We start from the raw sequence: 17464 nt of genomic DNA, 5'->3' as shown, positions 1-17464 counted from the left end.
GTCGCAAGCCTGGTCTGTCTCGCATCCGCCTCGATCTGTCCTCCGCCGCTGGAGCTTCAGCAAGCTCCGTGGCGGCGGCGATGTCAGCTATCAGAAGACGCTGCCGAGCGCCTGCTTGCCCGAGCGCGGGCGGATCTGGCTGTTGCGATAGTCTACGTCGTTCCAGTCGAGTTCCTTGAACTCCTGCCGCCGGGGCCCGAGGTAGCCGAACAGGAACGCGGCGACCTTGCGCATCTGGATCTCCTCCGCGCCTTCGGTGATGCGATAGCGGCGGTGGTGGCGATAGATGTGCTCGAACGCCTTGTGGCGCGAGTAGCCGATGCCACCATGGACCTGCATCGCGCGATCCGCCGCCTCGCAGCAGAGGCGATTGCCCCAGTAATTGCACATCGACACCTTGTCCGAGAGGCGCTTTTCCACCTCATGGTGCGGCATCTGATCCATTTCCCACGCCGTCTTGCGGATCAGCAGTCGCAGCATCTCGGCCTGGGTGGCGAGCTCGACCAGCGGGAACTGGATCGCCTGGTTGCGCGCGAGATCTTCGCCGAAGGGCTTGCGCTGCCGCGCGTAACGGATCGATTCCTCGATGCAATAGGTCGCCGCGCCCAGCGATGAAGCTGCCTGGCGGATGCGGTTCTCGTGCACGAAGGCCTGGGCGACGGGCAGGCCATTTTCCGGATCGCCGAAGATCGTCGTTTCCGGCACCCACACGTCCTTGAAGCTGACGCGCGGGTGATCGGTCGGCATGTTGAAGGTCCAGAGATATTCCTCGATCTGGACGCCTTCGTCGTCGGTCGGCACTAGGAAGCAGGTAATGCCCTTGGCCGCGCCGGCATCGCCGCTGGTGCGGGCGAACAATGCGCAATGCGTCGCGACGTGCATCCCCGTCGTCCACATCTTCTCGCCGTTGATGACGTAGCCGGGCACGCCATTGCGCGGTTCCGGCACCGCGCGCGTTTCCATGTGGGTCGCGTCGGAGCCGTGATACGGTTCGGTCAGGCCAAAGGTCACCCGGCGGGTGCCGTTCAACGTGCCGGTGATGAATTCTTCCTTCTGCTCCTCGGTGCCGAAATCGTCGAACATCTTGGCGAAGGGGTTGTTGGCGACGATCGAATGCTCCGTCTGCAGATCGTTGTGAAGGCCGAGGCCCTTGGCGGCGAGATATTCGCGGATGACGCACATCCACAGGTTAGACCCGCCCTTGCCGCCGAACTTGGGGTCCATGGCGAAGCGCAGATGCCCCGCCTTGTCGGCGCGGCGCTTAGCCTCCCGCATCAACTCTTCCCATTCGTGCCGCGGGAGCCCCCCGGCCTCGAAATCGGTCCGCGCATATTCGCGGCGGTGGTCGAAGAAGCGGACGTTATCGTCGGCATCCTCAAGCGGCTTGATCTCCGCCTCGATGAACGCGTCCAGCTCCTTCAAATAGTCGAGCAGATCCTGCGGCAAACCGAAATCCATGGCCCTCTCCCGAATTAAGTCGACTCTTTTAACTTGCGTAGCGGCCCGGCAGAGATTTTAAAGCCCCTAAATCAAACAAGCCGAGGTGCGATGGCGGAGAGGCTTTCGAAAGACGAGTTGGCGCGGCGGCTGTCCGCGCTGGCACCGCGCATGGCCCCGGGGGCTGAGCGGGTCGAGAATCTGGTACGGCTGACCGGCGGCGCGAGCATGGAGACATGGGCGTTCGACGTGGTGGGCGAGGGCGAGGTGAAGACCCCGCTGATCCTGCGGCGACGGACGCGCGTAGTGGAATATTCCGCCGTCTCGAAACCACCGCTGCGGCGCGAGGCGGAGGCGATCGCCCGCGCCGCGGAGGAGGGGGTGCCGGCGCCGATCGTCACCTATGTGTGCGACGAGGAGGCGGACGGGCTGGACGAAGCCTATGTCATGCACCGCGTCGCCGGCGAGACTCTGGGCAAGAAGATCACCAGCGATCCCGCCTTCGAGCCGGCCCGCGGCAAGCTCGCGCGGCAATGCGGCGCGGCGCTCGCCCGCATCCACTCGGTTGAGCCGCTATCAGGCCTGGACCAGACCGACGCCGCAACGACGCTCGCGAATTACGAGGCGACGTGGCGCGCTACCGGGGCGGTGCGGCCGACGATCGAAGCGGCGTTCCGCTGGCTGGAAAAGCGCCTGCCCAAGGAGAAGGTGACGTCACGCTTCGTCCATGGCGACTTCCGCAACGGCAACATCATGGTCGATCCCGACGAGGGGCTGGTCGCGGTGCTCGACTGGGAGCTGGTGCATGTCGGCGACCCGGCGGAGGACATGGGGTGGCTGTGCACCAACAGCTGGAAGTTCGGCCGGCCCGATCGCTACGTCGGCGGGTTCGGCGACGTGCAGGACCTGCTCGACGGCTATGCCGAGGCGGGCGGCGAGCCGATCAGCGCGGCGCGAGTCGATTTCTGGTCCATGCTCGGCAGCCTCAAATGGGGCGTGATGACGATGGGCATGTACGCCAGCTTCGCCTCCGATCCGAGCGCCGGGCCCGAGCGCGGCGTGATCGGGCGGCGCCTGTCCGAGACGGAAGCCGACATCGTGGCGATCATCGAGAGGAACGCGGCATGATCACGCACCCCACGGCGCAGGAACTGGTGGCGGGCGTCGCGCAATGGCTGCCGGTCGATGGCAGCGCCAGCGTCTTCGGTCTGCGAGTCGCCCGTAACGCGCTGGAGATCGCGGCGCGCGACATGGCGCTGAGCCCCGCCGCCGATGCGCGCGCGGTGGTGCGGATGCGCGCGCTGCTTGGCCGGGACGGCACGCGCGTGGAGCTGGACGCGGCGCTGGTCGAAGCGATCCGCAGCGGGACGATCGCGCCCGATGATCCCGCACTGGTTGCGCACCTCAAGGCGGCGGCGCTCGATACCATCGCGATTGACCAGCCGAAGTACGCCCATACGCTTGGCTGATCCGCGCAAGCCGCTATAGCCGCTCCACAAACACCCGTTCGCCCTGAGACTGTCGAAGGACGTGTCACCACGCGCAGCGCTGCTTGCCCGTGCTTTGACAAGCTCAGCACGAACGGGCCGGTGGGGGCGTCTTCGCTCCTGATCTTCGATGGAGTGATGACATGGCCGGCATGGGCGCGTTCGATTGGGCTGATCCCTTCCTGCTTGACGAGCAACTGAGCGAGGACGAGCGGATGGTGCGCGACACGGCGCGCGCCTATGCGCAGGAGAAGCTGGCGCCGCGCATCATCGACGCATTTGCGAACGAGCATACCGACCCTGCGATCTTCCGCGAGATGGGTGAGCTCGGCTTGCTCGGCCCGACGATCCCGGAAGAATATGGCGGCGTTGGCGCCTCCTACGTGGCCTACGGCCTGGTCGCGCGCGAAGTGGAGCGGATCGACTCGGGCTACCGCTCGATGATGAGCGTCCAGTCGAGCCTCGTGATGTATCCGATCCATGCTTATGGCTCGGAAGAGCAGAAGCGGAAGTATCTGCCCAAGCTCGCCAGCGGTGAGTGGATCGGCTGCTTCGGCCTGACCGAGCCCGACGCCGGCTCCGACCCCGGCGGCATGAAGACCCGCGCGGTGAAGACCGACGGCGGCTATGTCCTGAACGGCGCCAAGACGTGGATCAGCAATTCGCCGATCGCCGACGTCTTCGTGGTTTGGGCGAAGAGCGATGCGCATGGCGGCGGCATCCGTGGCTTCGTTCTCGAAAAGGGCATGAAGGGGCTGTCCGCGCCCAAGATCGAGGGCAAGCTCAGCTTGCGCGCATCGATCACCGGCATGATCGTGCTGGAGGATGTCGAGGTCGGCGAGGACGCGCTGCTGCCCGAGGTGCAGGGGCTGAAAGGACCGTTTGGCTGCCTCAACCGCGCGCGCTACGGCATCAGCTGGGGGGCGCTCGGTGCCGCTGAATTCTGCATGCACGCCGCGCGGCAATATGGCCTCGATCGCCAGCAGTTCGGCACCCCGCTTGCGGGCCGGCAGTTGTATCAGAAGAAGCTTGCCGACATGCAAACCGAGATCGCGCTCGGCCTTCAGGCGTCATTGCGCGTCGGCCGGCTGATGGACGAGGGCCGGTTCGCGCCGGAAATGGTTTCGATCGTGAAGCGCAACAATGTCGGCAAGGCGCTGGATATCGCCCGCGTGTCGCGTGACATGCACGGCGGCAACGGCATTTCGGGCGAATACCAGGTGATGCGCCACGTGATGAACCTTGAAACGGTGAATACCTATGAGGGCGCGCATGACGTCCACGCGCTGATCCTCGGCCGCGCGATCACCGGCATCGCCGCGTTCTGAGCGCCGGCAGATGAAGGAAACCCCGCTCAAGGGCATCAAGGTCGTCGAGCTTGCCCGCATCCTTGCCGGGCCCTGGGCGGGGCAGATCCTGGCCGATCTCGGCGCCGAGGTGATCAAGGTACAGAGCCCCGCGGGCGACGACACACGCACCTGGGGCCCCCCGTTCGTGGAGCATGATGGCGACCGGGCAGCCGCTTATTACCATGCGTGCAACCGCGGCAAGACGAGCGTCGTAGCCGACTTCACCAAGCCGGAGGATGTCGCTCGGGTGAAGGCGCTGATCGCCGACGCCGACGTGGTGATCGAAAATTTTAAGGTCGGCGGGCTCGCCAAATACGGGCTCGATTATGCGAGCTTGGCGCCCGATCATCCGCGGCTCGTTTATTGCTCCATCACCGGCTTCGGCCAGACCGGGCCTTATGCCCACCGCGCCGGTTATGATTTCATCATCCAGGGGATGGGCGGCATCATGTCGCTGACGGGGGAGCCGGACGGCGCACCGCAGAAGATCGGCGTGGCCTTCGCCGACATCATGACCGGGCTCTATGCGACGATCGGCATCCAGGCAGCGCTGATGATGCGCGCCCGCACCGGGCGCGGGCAGCAGGTCGATTGCGCCCTGCTCGACACGATGGTCGGCGTGCTGGCGAACCAGGCGGCGAATTACTTTGCGAGCGGGGAGAACCCAGCGCGGATGGGCAATGCCCATGCGAACGTCAGCCCTTATGCCGTGTTCCCGACCAGCGACGGCTGGTTCATCCTGGCTGTGGGCAATGACGCGCAATATCACCGCTTCGCCGCGATCGTCGGGATCGGGCCGGATCCGCGTTGGGACACCAACGCAGGCCGGATCGAGCATCGCACGCCCTTGTTTGCGTTGATCGAGGAGCGCTGCCGCACCTTTACGCGCGACGATCTGCTCGCAAGGCTGGAGGTGGCCGGGGTGCCCGCGGGTCCGATCAACACCGTCGAGCAGGCGCTGAACGATCCGCAGGTGCAGGCGCGCGGCATGGTGCTGCCGATGAACGAGACGCTGCCGATCGCCGGGCTGCGCACGCCGATCCAGTTCACCGGCGCGGATCTGGCGCTGGACAAGGGCGCGCCGCCGCTCGTTCGCGGTTAACTCCACCATCTTCGTTATCCCCGCGGAGGCGGGGATCCATATACGCAGCTTCGGCGATGGAGCGGCGGCGGTGCCGGCTATGAATTCCCGCCTTCGCAGAAATAACGACCGGCCGTGGCTGGTATCGGGTCAGCATAACTTTTGTTGTGCTCGCCGTTCTGCCGCGATACGCCTCCCGTCAAATCAATCGGGAGAGACACATCGTGAGCAACGCGCCCCTCGCCGGCATCCGTATCGTTGAGTTCGCCGGGATCGGCCCCGGCCCGTTTGCCGGCATGATGCTGGCGGACCATGGCGCGGAAGTGATCCGGATCGACCGCCCGGTGAAGGGTGGCAGCGGCATTTCGATCGACAGCAAGGACCCGCTGCTGCGCAGCCGCAAATCGATCGGCATGGACCTGAAGAACCCCAAGGCGATCGAGGCGGTGCGCAAGATCGTGAAGGGCGCGGACGCGATCATCGAGGGCTATCGCCCGGGCGTGATGGAGCGGCTGGGCCTCGGTCCGGACTTGCTGCTCGCGGACAATCCGAAGCTCGTCTACGGCCGCATGACCGGCTGGGGCCAATATGGCCCGATGGCGCCGGAGCCGGGCCACGACATCAATTATATCGCGATCTCGGGCGCCCTCCACGCCTTCGGGCGCAAGGGCGAGAAGCCGACGCCGCCGATCAACATGGTGGGTGACTTCGGCGGCGGCGGCATGTTCTTGGCGTATGGCATGCTCGCCGCGCTCCTCCATGCCGCGCGAACCGGGGAGGGGCAGGTGGTCGATGCCGCGATGACCGATGGTTCCGCGGTGCTGATGACGATGATGTGGGGCTTCCGCGGCATGGGGCGGTGGAGCGACGAGCGCGGCACCAATTTGCTCGATACCGCCGCGCATTTCTACGACACCTATGAGACGAGCGATGGCAAGTTCATCTCGCTCGGCGCGATCGAGCCGCAATTCTACGCCGAGTTCCGCACCGTCATGGGCCTCAGCGACGACAAATGGGCCGCGCAGATGGACGCCCGCCAATGGCCGGCGCTGAAGGACGAGCTGACCGCGCTGTTCAAGACCAAGTCGCGGGACGAATGGGTTGCCGCGTTCAAGGGCCATGACGTGTGCTTCGCGCCGGTGCTTGGCTTCGACGACGCCTATAACGACGCGCACAACCAGGCGCGCGGCACCTTCACCGAGGTGAACGGGATCAAGCAGCCGGCGCCGGCGCCGCGCTATTCGAAGAGCGGGACGGTGGCGCCGACGCTTGGTGGCGAGCGGCAGGATGCGGCGGTACTACGCAGCCTCGGCTTCGATGATGCGGAGGTCGCCGCGCTCGGCTATTGAGCCGCGATGCCGAGACTCACCGTGAACAACGAGGCGATCGAATATCGCCTCGACCCGGCCACGCCGCTGCTGTGGGCGCTCCGCGACGCGTCCAACCTGACGGGCGCCAAATACGGCTGCGGCACGGGGAGTTGCGGGGCGTGCACCGTCGACGTCGACGGGCGCGCCGTTCGCTCCTGCCAGGTGACGCTGGCGCAAGTGGAGGGGAGCTTCGTCACCACGGTCGAGGGGCTGTCGCGCGACCGGGCGCATCCCGTGCAGGCGGCGCTGCTGGCCGGCAACGTCGTCCAGTGCGGCTATTGCATCCCCGGGATCGTGATGGCCGCAGCGGTCTTGATCAAGGCCGATCGTGACCCGTCCGAGGCCAAGATTCGCCAGGCGATCACCAATGTTTGCCGCTGCGGCATCTATCCACGGCTTGTCGAGGCGATTCAACGAGCCGCTCGGGCGGCCCGCGGCGACGAGACATTGCCCGCCGTCCCGCGTCCGGGCATCGACCCGGCAGAGGCCGCGCGCAGCGTGCCGGCGCTCAGTCCTCGGTGATCCGGCTCGTCATGCGCGTGTCACGCATGCGAATATAAACGATGAGAGATATCGCGATCATCGCACTGACATACCAGTAAAATCCGCGCTCCCAGCCCGCGTTCTTGAACGACAAGGCGACATATTCCGCGGTGCCGCCAAAGACCGTGTTCGCCAGCGCATAGGGCAGGGCCACGCCCAGCGCCCGAATATTGGCGGGAAACAGCTCCGCCTTCACCACGGCGTTGATCGAGGTGTAGCCAGTAACGATCACCAGCGCCGCCATCACCAGCAATCCGGCGACCAACGGGCTGCGCACTGTCTCCAGCGCGGCGAAGATGGGATAGGTCGCGAGCACTCCCAAAATCCCGAAGCCGACCATCAGCGGCTTTCTTCCGACGCGATCGCTAAGTCCACCGGCAAGTGGCTGCAAACACATGAAAATGAAAAGCGTCGCGGCGTTGATCTGGCTCGCCGTTTGGCGATCGAAGCCGCTGGTGTTGACCAAGAATTTCTGCATGTAGATCGAGTAAGCATAGAAGGCGAGCGTGCCACCGGCGGTGAGCAGCATCACCGTCACGGTCTCGCGCGGATGATGGGTGATGAGCGTCCAGAAACCCGACTTTGGCCCTTCCGCACGCTTGAAGCTTTCCGTCTCGGCCAGGCCGCGGCGGATGCGGAACACGACAATCGCCAAGACGCCGCCGACCGCAAACGGGATGCGCCAGCCCCAGGCATCGAGTGCGGCCTCGCTCATAATCGATTGCAGCACAATGAGGACGAGCAGCGCAGTGAGCTGACCCGCAATTAGCGTAACATATTGAAAGCTAGAGAAGAAACCGCGTCGATGACGCCCAGCCATTTCCGACAAATATGTGGCGCTGGCGCCATATTCCCCGCCCACCGACAGCCCCTGCATCAGCCGAGCAACGACCAGCAACGCCGGCGCGAAGACGCCGATCGTCTCGTAGCCCGGCGTGATCGCGATCAGGAACGAGCCGGCGCACATCAGCGTGACCGAGAGCGTGAGGCCAGCCTTGCGACCGCGCCGATCGGCATAGACGCCCATGACCCAGGCGCCGATCGGCCGCATCACGAAACCGACAGCAAATACCGCCGCCGCGCTCAAGAGCTGCGCAGTCTGGTCCCCCTCGGGGAAGAAGTGCGGCGCGAAATAGAGCGTAAAGGCGGCATAGGCGTACCAGTCATACCATTCGACGAGATTGCCCGTGGAGCCACCGATGATCGATTTGAGGCGCGGGTTCATGCTGACATCATTCTTCACCTGATCGATGATCCACCCCGATGTGGTCGGCACCAAGGCTTAGCCATAGCTGCGGGTCGCAGGAAAGGGGTTGATGCGCGACGCGGCTGACCTGAAAGAGGTAGAAAACGAGGGAGAGGCATCATCGAAAGCCTGCTAATCGCCAACCGCGGCGAGATTGCCATCCGCATCGCTCGAACGGCAGCATCGCTCAGCCTGAGAACCGTTGCCGTTTTTTCCGCCGATGACCGGGACGCACCGCATGTCGCGGCGACGGACGGTGCGGTCGCGCTGACCGGGGAAGGAGCGGGCGCCTATCTGTCGGTCGAGCAGATCATCGCTGCAGCGATGGCGGCGCAGTGCGAGGCGGTTCACCCAGGGTATGGGTTTCTGAGCGAAAACCCCGAACTGGCGCACGCCTGCGCGGAAGCCGGCCTCATTTTTATTGGCCCCGATGCGGATCTCCTGCGCTTGTTCGGCGACAAGGCCGCGGCGAAACGCCACGCGCGCTTGGTCGGCGTACCGGTGTTGGCGGAGGGCGACGACGTCTCCGGGCCGGTTATCGTCAAAGCTGTCGCAGGCGGCGGCGGGCGCGGTATTCGGGTGGTTCACGATCGATTGACGCTGAACGCGCAATTGGCTGCTGCCGGCGCCGAGGCGCTGGCGGCGTTCGGGTCCGAAGAGGTCCTGGTGGAGCGTTACGTCGCATCTGCCCGGCACATCGAGGTGCAACTCGCCGGCGACGCCCAGGGGCGAGTCGTGACGCTCGGCACGCGCGACTGCACGCTGCAACGCCGTCATCAAAAGCTAATCGAGATCGCACCGGCGCAAGCGCTGGACCCAGGATTGTCTGAGCGCATTCAGGATGCCGCCATTCGGCTTCTGAACGGTACCGGCTACGTTGGTCTTGCGACCGCCGAGTTCCTGGTGGATCGTGACTTTCCATCGGATCACCCGGACGCATTCGCCTTCCTTGAGGTCAATCCTCGCCTGCAGGTCGAGCACACGGTAACGGAGGAGGTTACAGGTTTGGACCTCGTGGCGCTTCAGCTTCGGCTTGCGCGCGGTGAGCCCCTGCCGGACGCCGTTCCGGAGCCACGAGGGGTGGCTGTTCAGCTTCGGATCAATGCGGAAACCATCGGGAACGACGGAGTGCCACGCGCATCTGGCGGTACGATCAGCCGTCTTTGTGCGCCGGGTGGACCGGGCATCCGCATCGACGGCGCGGCTCAGTCAGGCTTTGCCGCCAACCCTCGTTTTGACGCGCTGATCGCCAAGCTGATTGTGCACGCCGCCGATTGGGAGGGCGCGTTGGCGCGTGCGCGACGCGCCGTTGCCGAATACAATATCGAGGGTCTCGCAACCAATTTGCCGCTTCTCGCGGAATTGCTCGCCCGGCCAGAGGTGGCTGAGCTGGAGATCGACACTGGCTGGTTCGACCGCAACGTAGCGAGTCTTGTTCCGTCTCCTGCGCTGACGCACGCGTCGGCTGACGCGGAATCGATCGTGGCGCCGCTGTCTGGCGTGGTCGTCGGAATCGATGTCGTCGTAGGTGATCGCGTCCGAGCGGGCATGGAAGTGGGCACGATCGAAGCGCTGAAGATGCAGCATGCGATCGTGGCGCCCCGCAGCGGTGTGGTGCGCGCCATAGCCGCACGGCTCGGCGGTGTGATCGAGGAGGGAGCCGTAATCCTCAGCCTTGATCCCGCCGACGAAGAGGAAGTGGCCGTGACCCTCGTTGAGAACTTGGACCTGGATAAGATCCGGACCGACCTGGCCGAAGTTCACGCCCGCCATGCCTTGGGGCTGGACGAGAACCGACCGGAGGCGATGGAGCGGCGGCGGCGAACAAATCAGCGCAGCGCTCGTGAGAACCTGGACGACCTCTTCGATCCCGATAGTTTTATCGAATATGGCGCCCTCACCATTGCGGCCCAGCGGCGTCGGCGCAGCCTCGACGACCTGATGCGCAACACGCCAGCAGACGGGATGATCGGCGGTGTCGGCACGGTCAATGCTGGCGATCATGGCGAGGATGCGGCCAAATGCCTGGGCCTGGCTTATGATTATACGGTTCTGGCCGGGACGCAGGGGTATAACAATCATCGCAAGACAGATCGGCTGCTTGGGATCGCTGCGGACCTGAAGCTCCCGATCGTCTTCTACACGGAAGGCGGCGGCGGCCGCCCGGGAGACGTGGACTCGGTAGGCGCGACCGGACTGGACGTGCCGACATTCCGCAGCTTCGCGGCGCTATCAGGAACGGCGCCGCGCATCGGCATCACTTCCGGTTACGCTTTCGCGGGCAATGCCGTTCTTTTCGGTAGTTGCGACATCACGATCGCCACCCGGGATGCGCATATTGGCGTTGGCGGGCCGGCCATGATCGAGGGCGGGGGGCTCGGCGTTTATTCACCAAAGCAAGTCGGCCCCGTCGAGGTTCATTGGCAAAGCGGGGCGGTCGACGTGCTTGCTGAAGACGAGGCCGACGCCACGGATCTGGCACGGCGGCTGCTCTCCTTCTTCCAAGGCCGAGTAAGTGGCGGCGATGCGGCCGACCAGCGCCTGCTGCGGCATATCGTACCGGAAAACCGCCTACGCGTGTTCGACATGCGCAAGGTAATCGACGGCCTGTTCGACAAGGGCAGTTTTGTCGAGCTTCGCGGCGGTTATGCCAAGGGCATGATCACTGGCTTGGCGCGGCTGAATGGTCGAGCGATCGGCATGATTGCAAACGATTGCCGTTACTTGTCCGGCGCTGTTGATGCGGAAGGTTCGGATAAGGCGGCGCGGTTCTTCCAACTTTGCGACGCATTCGGGATTCCCATCGTATCGCTTTGCGACACACCGGGCTTCATGGTTGGTCCGGAAGCGGAGAAGACGGCGCCGATCCGTCGCGGCGCCCGCATGTTCATCGTCGGCTCGGCCCTGTCAGTGCCGGTATTCACCGTCGTGATCCGGAAGGCTTATGGGCTGGGCGCACAAGCCATGGCGGGAGGATCGCTCCATGCAGGGCCATTCACCGTGGCATGGCCGACAGGTGAGTTTGGCGGCATGGGCCTGGAGGGCGCCGTACGCCTCGGTTACCGCAAGGAGCTTGAAGCGATCACCGACGCGAAGGAACGGGAAGCACGATATCAACAGCTTGTCGCCAACTCCTACGAGCGCGGTAAAGCCGTGTCGGTGGCGCAGTTCCTAGAGATCGATGCCGTGATCGATCCTGCGGACACGCGCAAATGGCTTCTGCGCGGCTTGGCATCCACCCCGGCGCGGCGATCCGGCCGCTATATCGACACTTGGTGAGGGACGATGATCGAACTGTACCATTGCGCTGACGCGCGTTCTTTCCGCGCTTTATGGGCCCTTGAGGAACTGAAGCTCCCATACAAGCTCCACCTGCTGCCATTCCCGCCTCGGATCCGCGAACCATCCTACCTCGATGCCAACCCACTTGGCACGATCCCTCTGCTGATCGACGGCGACACTCGCCTGACCGAGTCGGCGGCCATCGTCCAGTATCTGTCGGTGAAGTACGGGCCGACCTTGCTGGCCGTTGCGCCTGAGGAGCCAAGCTATGGCGAATGGTTGAACTGGCTGCACTTCGGCGAAGCGACGCTTACTTTCCCCCAGACACTGGTGCTGCGCTACCGCATGCTGGAGCCGCCCGAACGACGGCTCCCGCAAGCGGCGGATGATTATGCGCAGTGGTTCCACTCAAGGCTTCGTCACGTCGAGCGCGCGCTTGCGGACCGCGAGTGGCTGGTGGCGCAGCGCTTCACCATGGCCGATATATCCGTCGGCTATGCGCTTCTGCTGGCGAAGAGCGTGAAGATCGACAATGGCTTTCCGCCCGCCGTGGCGTCGTACTGGGTGCGCCTGAAGGAGCGTGAAGGCTTCGCGCGCGCGAAGGCGGCGCAGAAGCCGAACTGAGGCTCGGTTTTACCGCGCGGCCAGCCTGCGAAGCGCCCGTTCTATACGATTGGGTGTTTGCGCACCACTGATGACGAATTCACGATCAACGACCATCGTGGGAACAGAAGCGATCCCCTCGGATCGCCATTCGATTTCGTCGTCGTGAACCTGCGCCGCAAAGTCCCCGCGTGTGAGGACCAGTTCAGCGGCGCTGCGCTCGAGGCCGGCTTCTTTGGCGGCGTCGGCGAGCACCGCATGATCTGAGATATTCAGGCCGTGCTCGAAGTAAGCACCGAAGAGGGCGTGTTTCAGTGCGCGCTGCCGCCCGTATTCACCCGCCCAAGCGAGCAGACGATGAGCGCTGAACGTATCATATACTCTGTCAGGGCGACCAGCCATCGAGAGCCCTGCCTCATCGGCCGCAGCGCGAACACCGCCGCCACGGGAGCGGGCCTGTTCAGGGGTGATACCGTATTTCCGCGCGATATTGTTCGACGAAAGCTCTCCTTCAGGAGGAAGCCCGGGGTTCAGCTGGAGAGGATGGAACGTGATATTCACCAGCACCGCTTCGGCGAGCGCATCCAGCGCTTTATCGAGGTTTGCGAGGCCAATATAGCACCAAGGGCACACGATGTCGGAGACGATGTCGAGCCGCAAAGTGCGCATGGTGACTTCCTATGTCGTCAGTATCGCACCAGCCTCCACCCGGACCGGCCATGGCGTCAAGGCTGTCCCCTGGCATGGACCACCGGCGCACGCTCCCGAGGTTACCTCGAATAGCGCGCCGTGCCAGCTGCAGGTGATGTGGCCTGCGGAAACATATTGGTCGAGCTTCTGCGCGAGTGGCAGGCCCATATGGGGGCAACGATCGACATAGCCGAAGGCGGCGTTCCCGCGCCGGACGACAAAGCCGTGGAAACGGCCCGCGCGCATTTCGATCACGAAACTTCGCGCCGCCCCGTCAGTGATCTGATCCAGCGGCCCTAATGAGATACCGGCCGGCGTCAACAAGAGCCGTTCCATTCAAAGCCGCCAGTCAAGCAAGATGGTCAAGGAAGCTGCGCCTTCGGGAAATCGGCCCAGCACGCATCGTAATCCGGCTGCGCGCTTTCCGAAGCAAAAAGGGTGGGGCGGTACGGCCAGCAGCTTTCCAGCATAAAGGCCATGGTGCCCGAGAGCCGATGTGGCTTCAGCTCCGCCTTTGTGGCTGCGTCCCAACTGGCCTTGTCGGGACCATGTCCAGCCAGCAGATTGTGGAGCGACAGCCCACCGGGCTGAAAGCCGTCCGCCTTCGCATCGTAAGCGCCGGTGATGAGTCCCATCGCCTCCGACATGATGTTCCGGTGAAACCATGGCGGCCTAAACGTATCCTCCGCCACCATCCAGCGCGGCGGAAAGATGACGAAATCAGCATTGGCGCGGCCAGGGACGTCGCTCGGGCTGGTGAGAACGGTGAAGATCGACGGATCGGGATGGTCGAAGCTGACCGTATTGATCGTGTTGAAGTGAGCAAGATCATAGCGCCACGGCGCTAGATTGCCGTGCCACGCGACCACGTCGAGGGGAGAATGATGCAGCTCGGTGCGCCACAGGACGCCCATATACTTCTGGATCACTTCGAACGGTTCATCCCGATCTTCGAACCATGCCACGGGCGTTTCGAAGTCGCGCGGGTTGGCAAGCCCGTTTGCGCCGATGGGCCCGAGATCCGGCAGCCGAAACATCGCGCCCTGGTTTTCCAAAGCATACCCCCGGGCGGCGCCATCCGGGAGCAACGCGCGGAAGCGGACCCCGCGGGGGACCGAGGCGATCTGACCCGGGGCAACCACCACCCGGCCCAACTCCGTCAGCAGTTCCAGCCGCCCTTCCTGCGGCACAAACAACAACTCTCCATCAGCGTTGACGAAGACGCGGCGTTCCATGTTTCGGTTCGCTGCGTAGATGTGGAGAGCGACGCCTTCCAGATCAGCCGGATCTCGATTGACGAGCATCGTGGTTATGCCGTCAACAAGGTCAGCCCCGGCGCGCTGCGGGAGTGGGTCCCAGCGCAGCCGGTTCGGAGCGAGGGGGTCGCTCGTGGTGGCTCGGGCAAACTGAGGCGCCCCCTCGTACTTTGTGAATGGCGGATGCTCAGCGGAAGGTCGCAGCCGATAGAGCCACGAGCGGCGGTTCTCATGTCGCGGCGCGGTGAACGCCGTGCCTGAGAGTTGCTCCGCATAAAGGCCAAAGGCCGGGCGCTGCGGCGAGTTGCGTCCGACCGGGAGGGTGCCAGCCACTGCCTCAGTCGAGACATGGTTGCCGAAGCCAGGTATGTAAGTGCCAGCACTTCCAGACATTTGAACCCTCATCTTACGTCGAACGCGGAACAATCGCGCGACGCGAAATTCAGCGGATTGCCGCCCTTGTCGTGGTGGAACGTCATCGGTCTTCTCGGACATCTTCATGGCGCGGCGCCCGCGGTCACATAATGCCACCTGATAGAACGGCGGGAGCTTCGGCCGACGCCGTCGGCGTTACGCGTCGACCTTGATGACGCCGCGCCGGATCTGGTCGAGCTCGATTGACTCGAACAAAGCTTGAAAGTTGCCGTTCCCGAAGCCTTCATTGCCCTTGCGCTGAATGATTTCGAAGAAGATCGGGCCGAACATATTCTCGGTGAAGATCTGGAGCAGGATGCCTTCTCCGTTCTCGACCGAGCCGTCGATCAGGATGCGGTTCTTCTTCAGTCGCTCAAGATCCTCGCCATGGCCGGGAACGCGCTTGTCGACCAGTTCGTAATAGGTCTCGATCGTATCCTGCAGCCGAACGCCGCGCGCGCGCAGGCGCTCAACTGTATCAAAGATGTCATCGGTCGTCAGCGCAAGGTGCTGGATGCCTTCACCCTGATATTCACGAATGAATTCCTCGATCTGCGAATTGTCATCCTGGCTCTCATTGAGCGGGATTCGGATCGCTTTATCCGGAGCAATCATGGCCTGGCTGAACAGGCCCGTCGCCTTGCCTTTGATGTCAAAATACTTCTGCTCTTCGAAGTTGAAGAGAGTGCGGTAGAAATGGCTCCACACGCGCATCTGGCCGCGGCGCACGTTGTGGGTCAGGTGATCGAGAAGATCGAGACCAACGTTGTTCTTCTCCTCGGCCCCGCGCCAGCCGTCGAACTCAGCCCACCCTTCATAAAGATCGGCGTCTGCCGCAATGAAGTACAGGTAGGAGCCACCAATCCCCTTGATAACGGTGTCGTCCTCCTCCGTAAGCTCGGCGCCGTGAGCAATCGCCCACTCAAGCGCTTTTTTCGGATCGGCGACGCGAAATGCCATGGCGCTTGCGGAAGCGCCGTGCTCGTTCCGAAACTGCTTCACCCGCCCTGCTTCATCGCGGTTCAGCATCAGGTTGATGCGGCCCTGCTTGTAGCGGGTGATGTTCTTCGTGGGATGGCGATGGGTCGGTACGAAGCCGAGCTGCTCAAACTGTTTGGCCATCGCGTCCGGATCCGGAGACGTGAACTCAACGAACTCGAAGCCGTCGAGACCCAAGGGATTATCGGTCGACATGAGTGTATCCTCATCCAGTAACATTTGTTACTACCATCGCCGCTTGAGGCATCCGTGTCAAATGCTACCACTTCGCGCATGACGAACCCTCTCGTGCTCGACCGGTTTCTGCCATACCGGCTGTCGATAACGTCCAACCTCGTCAGCGAACGGGTCGCCCGAATCTATGAATCGCTGTTCGCGCTGACCATTCCCGAATGGCGCTTGATAGCGGTCATCGCGGAGGTGGAAGCGATTACCCAAGCGGAGATCGGTGAACGGACGCGAATGGACAAGGTGACCGTCAGCCGGGCGGCGATCGCGTTGGTGGAACGAGGTTTGCTGGCGCGGGCCCCGAACCCAGGCGACAAGCGTTCCCATCATCTGTCGCTGACGGCGGCTGGCAGGGACCTGTACGCCAGTGTCGCCCCAAAGGCGCTTGAGTTGGAGAGCACGATCTTCTCACGGTTCACCCAACAGGAACTGGATGGTTTCGTTACCATGCTGCGGCGGATCGATGCGGCGGCTTTGGAGGCCTGATGTCCGATGCACCCCTAATTGCCGGCGTTGAGCTTGGCGGAACGAAGTGCGTCGCCATTCTCGCGCAAGGGCCAGATTCGATCCAGGAGCGGGTGGAAATCCCTACCGTTTCACCTGAGGAAACTCTCAGAGCCATTGAGGGCGTGATCGATGGCTGGAGGGGGGTCGCGGCGCTCGGTATCGCCAGTTTCGGACCGGTGTCGATCGATCGGCATGCGGCGGATTACGGCTTTATCACATCCACGCCCAAGCCTGGGTGGGCCGGCACTGACCTCGCCAAACGACTGGCCGCGCGATATGGCGTCCCTGCCGGGTTCCACAGCGATGTTATCGGTGCTGCGCTGGGAGAGGCGCGCTGGGGCGCTGCTGCCGGCTTGGCGGACCTCGCTTATGTGACAGTAGGGACCGGCGTCGGAGTGGGCTTGATCGGCCGCGGTCGCGCCGTGGACGGCCTGACCCACAGCGAACTTGGACATATTCGGCCTCAGCGCCTTCCCGGCGACGATTGGCTGGGCAGCTGCCCCTTTCACGGGGCCTGTGTCGAGGGACTTGCCTCCGGGCCTGCAATCGCTGCTCGAACTGGTATCAAGGGAGCGGACTTGGCTTCGGACCATCCTGCTTGGGACGGCGTGGTGCACGCGATCGCGCAATTGCTCCACGCGGTGACACTGACGGGTGTGCCACGGCGAATTGTAGTGGGCGGCGGTGTGATCGTCGGCAGCCAGTTCCTCTTGCCGCGGATCAGGCAGGCGCTCCGTCGTTCGTTGAATGGCTATGTCGCCCTCTCGGAAATCGAGGATGTAGATACGTTTGTTGTGCCGGCGATGCTCGGCCACAATGCAGGGCCACTCGGCGCCATTGTGCTTGGTCAGCAGGCGCTGACCGGGCATTGAGGCGCCAACTGCATGGGGCCGGCGCTTATTACCCCATTAACCGTTTCGCGTTACCTTTCATAAACGATTTACGGGCGTCTTCTTCCGGGCTGATGGAGGG

Annotated in this window: 16 protein-coding genes and 1 pseudogene; 11 read left to right on the top strand and 6 right to left on the bottom strand. The window is 63.7% G+C overall.

Annotation, left to right across the window (positions count from 1 at the left end; genetic code table 11):
• Positions 1-90 precede the first annotated feature (90 nt).
• Entirely contained in the window at positions 91-1458 is a 1368-nt protein-coding gene (locus SPMU_RS06430) for an acyl-CoA dehydrogenase family protein (protein WP_088332909.1), read from the bottom strand.
• 90 nt (positions 1459-1548) lie between these two features.
• Here SPMU_RS06430 and SPMU_RS06425 point away from each other — a divergent pair, with 90 nt between their 5' ends.
• The 6 genes from SPMU_RS06425 (at position 1549) to SPMU_RS06400 (ending at position 7246) form a co-directional block, all read left to right on the top strand.
• Entirely contained in the window at positions 1549-2565 is a 1017-nt protein-coding gene (locus SPMU_RS06425; RefSeq protein ID WP_088332908.1) for a phosphotransferase family protein, read from the top strand.
• Complete coding sequence (locus tag SPMU_RS06420) at positions 2562-2906, top strand: DUF6285 domain-containing protein (RefSeq protein ID WP_088332907.1); 345 nt, start codon at positions 2562-2564, stop codon at positions 2904-2906. Before SPMU_RS06425 ends, SPMU_RS06420 begins: the two co-directional genes overlap by 4 nt.
• A gap of 161 nt (positions 2907-3067) precedes the next feature.
• The gene (locus SPMU_RS06415) at positions 3068-4252 is read left to right on the top strand and encodes an acyl-CoA dehydrogenase (protein WP_088332906.1); all 1185 of its coding nucleotides are present in this window, start codon (positions 3068-3070) and stop codon (positions 4250-4252) included.
• Between the two features lie 10 nt (positions 4253-4262).
• Positions 4263-5375: a CaiB/BaiF CoA transferase family protein gene (locus tag SPMU_RS06410; RefSeq protein ID WP_088332905.1), complete on the top strand. Its 1113-nt coding sequence runs from the start codon at positions 4263-4265 to the stop codon at positions 5373-5375.
• Positions 5376-5578: 203 nt separating this feature from the next.
• A complete protein-coding gene (locus SPMU_RS06405) occupies positions 5579-6703 on the top strand; it encodes a CaiB/BaiF CoA transferase family protein (protein WP_211275717.1) in 1125 nt (374 codons plus the stop codon).
• Positions 6704-6709: 6 nt separating this feature from the next.
• Positions 6710-7246: a (2Fe-2S)-binding protein gene (locus tag SPMU_RS06400; protein ID WP_088332904.1), complete on the top strand. Its 537-nt coding sequence runs from the start codon at positions 6710-6712 to the stop codon at positions 7244-7246.
• On the opposite strand, the gene SPMU_RS06395 is transcribed toward SPMU_RS06400, so the two are convergent.
• Positions 7233-8492, bottom strand: coding sequence for an MFS transporter (locus tag SPMU_RS06395; protein WP_088333222.1), 1260 nt, complete (start codon positions 8490-8492; stop codon positions 7233-7235). The genes SPMU_RS06400 and SPMU_RS06395 overlap by 14 nt on opposite strands.
• 138 nt (positions 8493-8630) lie before the next feature.
• On the opposite strand from SPMU_RS06395, the pseudogene SPMU_RS17535 reads away from it, so the two are divergent.
• From SPMU_RS17535 to SPMU_RS06385, 3 genes and pseudogenes are all read left to right on the top strand, one after another.
• Positions 8631-8894, top strand: a pseudogene (locus tag SPMU_RS17535) (biotin carboxylase N-terminal domain-containing protein); the annotation flags it as partial.
• A 66-nt stretch (positions 8895-8960) separates the two neighbouring features.
• The gene (locus tag SPMU_RS06390; protein WP_211275716.1) at positions 8961-11792 is read left to right on the top strand and encodes an acetyl-CoA carboxylase family protein; all 2832 of its coding nucleotides are present in this window, start codon (positions 8961-8963) and stop codon (positions 11790-11792) included.
• 6 nt (positions 11793-11798) lie between these two features.
• Positions 11799-12419, top strand: coding sequence for a glutathione S-transferase family protein (locus tag SPMU_RS06385; protein ID WP_088332902.1), 621 nt, complete (start codon positions 11799-11801; stop codon positions 12417-12419).
• Positions 12420-12428: 9 nt separating this feature from the next.
• On the opposite strand, the gene SPMU_RS06380 is transcribed toward SPMU_RS06385, so the two are convergent.
• The 4 genes from SPMU_RS06380 to hppD all read right to left on the bottom strand — a co-directional run bounded on the left by SPMU_RS06380 (position 12429) and on the right by hppD (position 15952).
• Positions 12429-13067 (bottom strand): DsbA family oxidoreductase, encoded by a 639-nt coding sequence (locus tag SPMU_RS06380; RefSeq protein WP_088332901.1) that lies wholly within the window; start codon positions 13065-13067, stop codon positions 12429-12431.
• 9 nt (positions 13068-13076) lie between these two features.
• Positions 13077-13424, bottom strand: a complete 348-nt coding sequence (locus SPMU_RS06375; RefSeq protein ID WP_088332900.1) for a Rieske (2Fe-2S) protein — start codon at positions 13422-13424, stop codon at positions 13077-13079.
• A gap of 26 nt (positions 13425-13450) precedes the next feature.
• Positions 13451-14737 carry a homogentisate 1,2-dioxygenase gene (gene hmgA / locus SPMU_RS06370; RefSeq protein ID WP_088332899.1) on the bottom strand — a complete coding sequence of 429 codons (1287 nt, stop codon included), beginning with the start codon at positions 14735-14737 and terminating at the stop codon, positions 13451-13453.
• Positions 14738-14914: 177 nt separating this feature from the next.
• Positions 14915-15952: a 4-hydroxyphenylpyruvate dioxygenase gene (hppD, locus tag SPMU_RS06365; protein ID WP_088332897.1), complete on the bottom strand. Its 1038-nt coding sequence runs from the start codon at positions 15950-15952 to the stop codon at positions 14915-14917.
• A 78-nt stretch (positions 15953-16030) separates the two neighbouring features.
• On the opposite strand from hppD, the gene SPMU_RS06360 reads away from it, so the two are divergent.
• Together SPMU_RS06360 and SPMU_RS06355 are read left to right on the top strand one after the other, a co-directional pair.
• Entirely contained in the window at positions 16031-16471 is a 441-nt protein-coding gene (locus SPMU_RS06360) for a MarR family winged helix-turn-helix transcriptional regulator (protein ID WP_088332896.1), read from the top strand.
• Positions 16471-17364, top strand: coding sequence for an ROK family protein (locus tag SPMU_RS06355; protein ID WP_088332894.1), 894 nt, complete (start codon positions 16471-16473; stop codon positions 17362-17364). The genes SPMU_RS06360 and SPMU_RS06355 overlap by 1 nt, the downstream gene beginning before the upstream one ends.
• Positions 17365-17464: the final 100 nt, after the last annotated feature.

This window comes from Sphingomonas mucosissima (assembly GCF_002197665.1).
In the GTDB taxonomy this organism is placed as follows: domain Bacteria; phylum Pseudomonadota; class Alphaproteobacteria; order Sphingomonadales; family Sphingomonadaceae; genus Sphingomonas; species Sphingomonas mucosissima.
Note: the sequence above shows the minus strand (reverse complement) of the source record. Positions and strands in the feature narration are given on the sequence as shown.

What these genes read in the sequence shown, in the direction of transcription:
- SPMU_RS06430 (WP_088332909.1), bottom strand. Translation starts at nt 1,458, where the DNA reads ATGGATTTCGGTTTGCCGCAGGATCTGCTCGACTATTTGAAGGAGCTG.
- SPMU_RS06425 (WP_088332908.1), top strand. Translation starts at nt 1,549, where the DNA reads ATGGCGGAGAGGCTTTCGAAAGACGAGTTGGCGCGGCGGCTGTCCGCG.
- SPMU_RS06420 (WP_088332907.1), top strand. Translation starts at nt 2,562, where the DNA reads ATGATCACGCACCCCACGGCGCAGGAACTGGTGGCGGGCGTCGCGCAA.
- SPMU_RS06415 (WP_088332906.1), top strand. Translation starts at nt 3,068, where the DNA reads ATGGCCGGCATGGGCGCGTTCGATTGGGCTGATCCCTTCCTGCTTGAC.
- SPMU_RS06410 (WP_088332905.1), top strand. Translation starts at nt 4,263, where the DNA reads ATGAAGGAAACCCCGCTCAAGGGCATCAAGGTCGTCGAGCTTGCCCGC.
- SPMU_RS06400 (WP_088332904.1), top strand. Translation starts at nt 6,710, where the DNA reads ATGCCGAGACTCACCGTGAACAACGAGGCGATCGAATATCGCCTCGAC.
- SPMU_RS06395 (WP_088333222.1), bottom strand. Translation starts at nt 8,492, where the DNA reads ATGAACCCGCGCCTCAAATCGATCATCGGTGGCTCCACGGGCAATCTC.
- SPMU_RS06385 (WP_088332902.1), top strand. Translation starts at nt 11,799, where the DNA reads ATGATCGAACTGTACCATTGCGCTGACGCGCGTTCTTTCCGCGCTTTA.
- SPMU_RS06380 (WP_088332901.1), bottom strand. Translation starts at nt 13,067, where the DNA reads ATGCGCACTTTGCGGCTCGACATCGTCTCCGACATCGTGTGCCCTTGG.
- SPMU_RS06375 (WP_088332900.1), bottom strand. Translation starts at nt 13,424, where the DNA reads ATGGAACGGCTCTTGTTGACGCCGGCCGGTATCTCATTAGGGCCGCTG.
- hmgA (WP_088332899.1), bottom strand. Translation starts at nt 14,737, where the DNA reads ATGTCTGGAAGTGCTGGCACTTACATACCTGGCTTCGGCAACCATGTC.
- hppD (WP_088332897.1), bottom strand. Translation starts at nt 15,952, where the DNA reads ATGTCGACCGATAATCCCTTGGGTCTCGACGGCTTCGAGTTCGTTGAG.
- SPMU_RS06360 (WP_088332896.1), top strand. Translation starts at nt 16,031, where the DNA reads ATGACGAACCCTCTCGTGCTCGACCGGTTTCTGCCATACCGGCTGTCG.
- SPMU_RS06355 (WP_088332894.1), top strand. Translation starts at nt 16,471, where the DNA reads ATGTCCGATGCACCCCTAATTGCCGGCGTTGAGCTTGGCGGAACGAAG.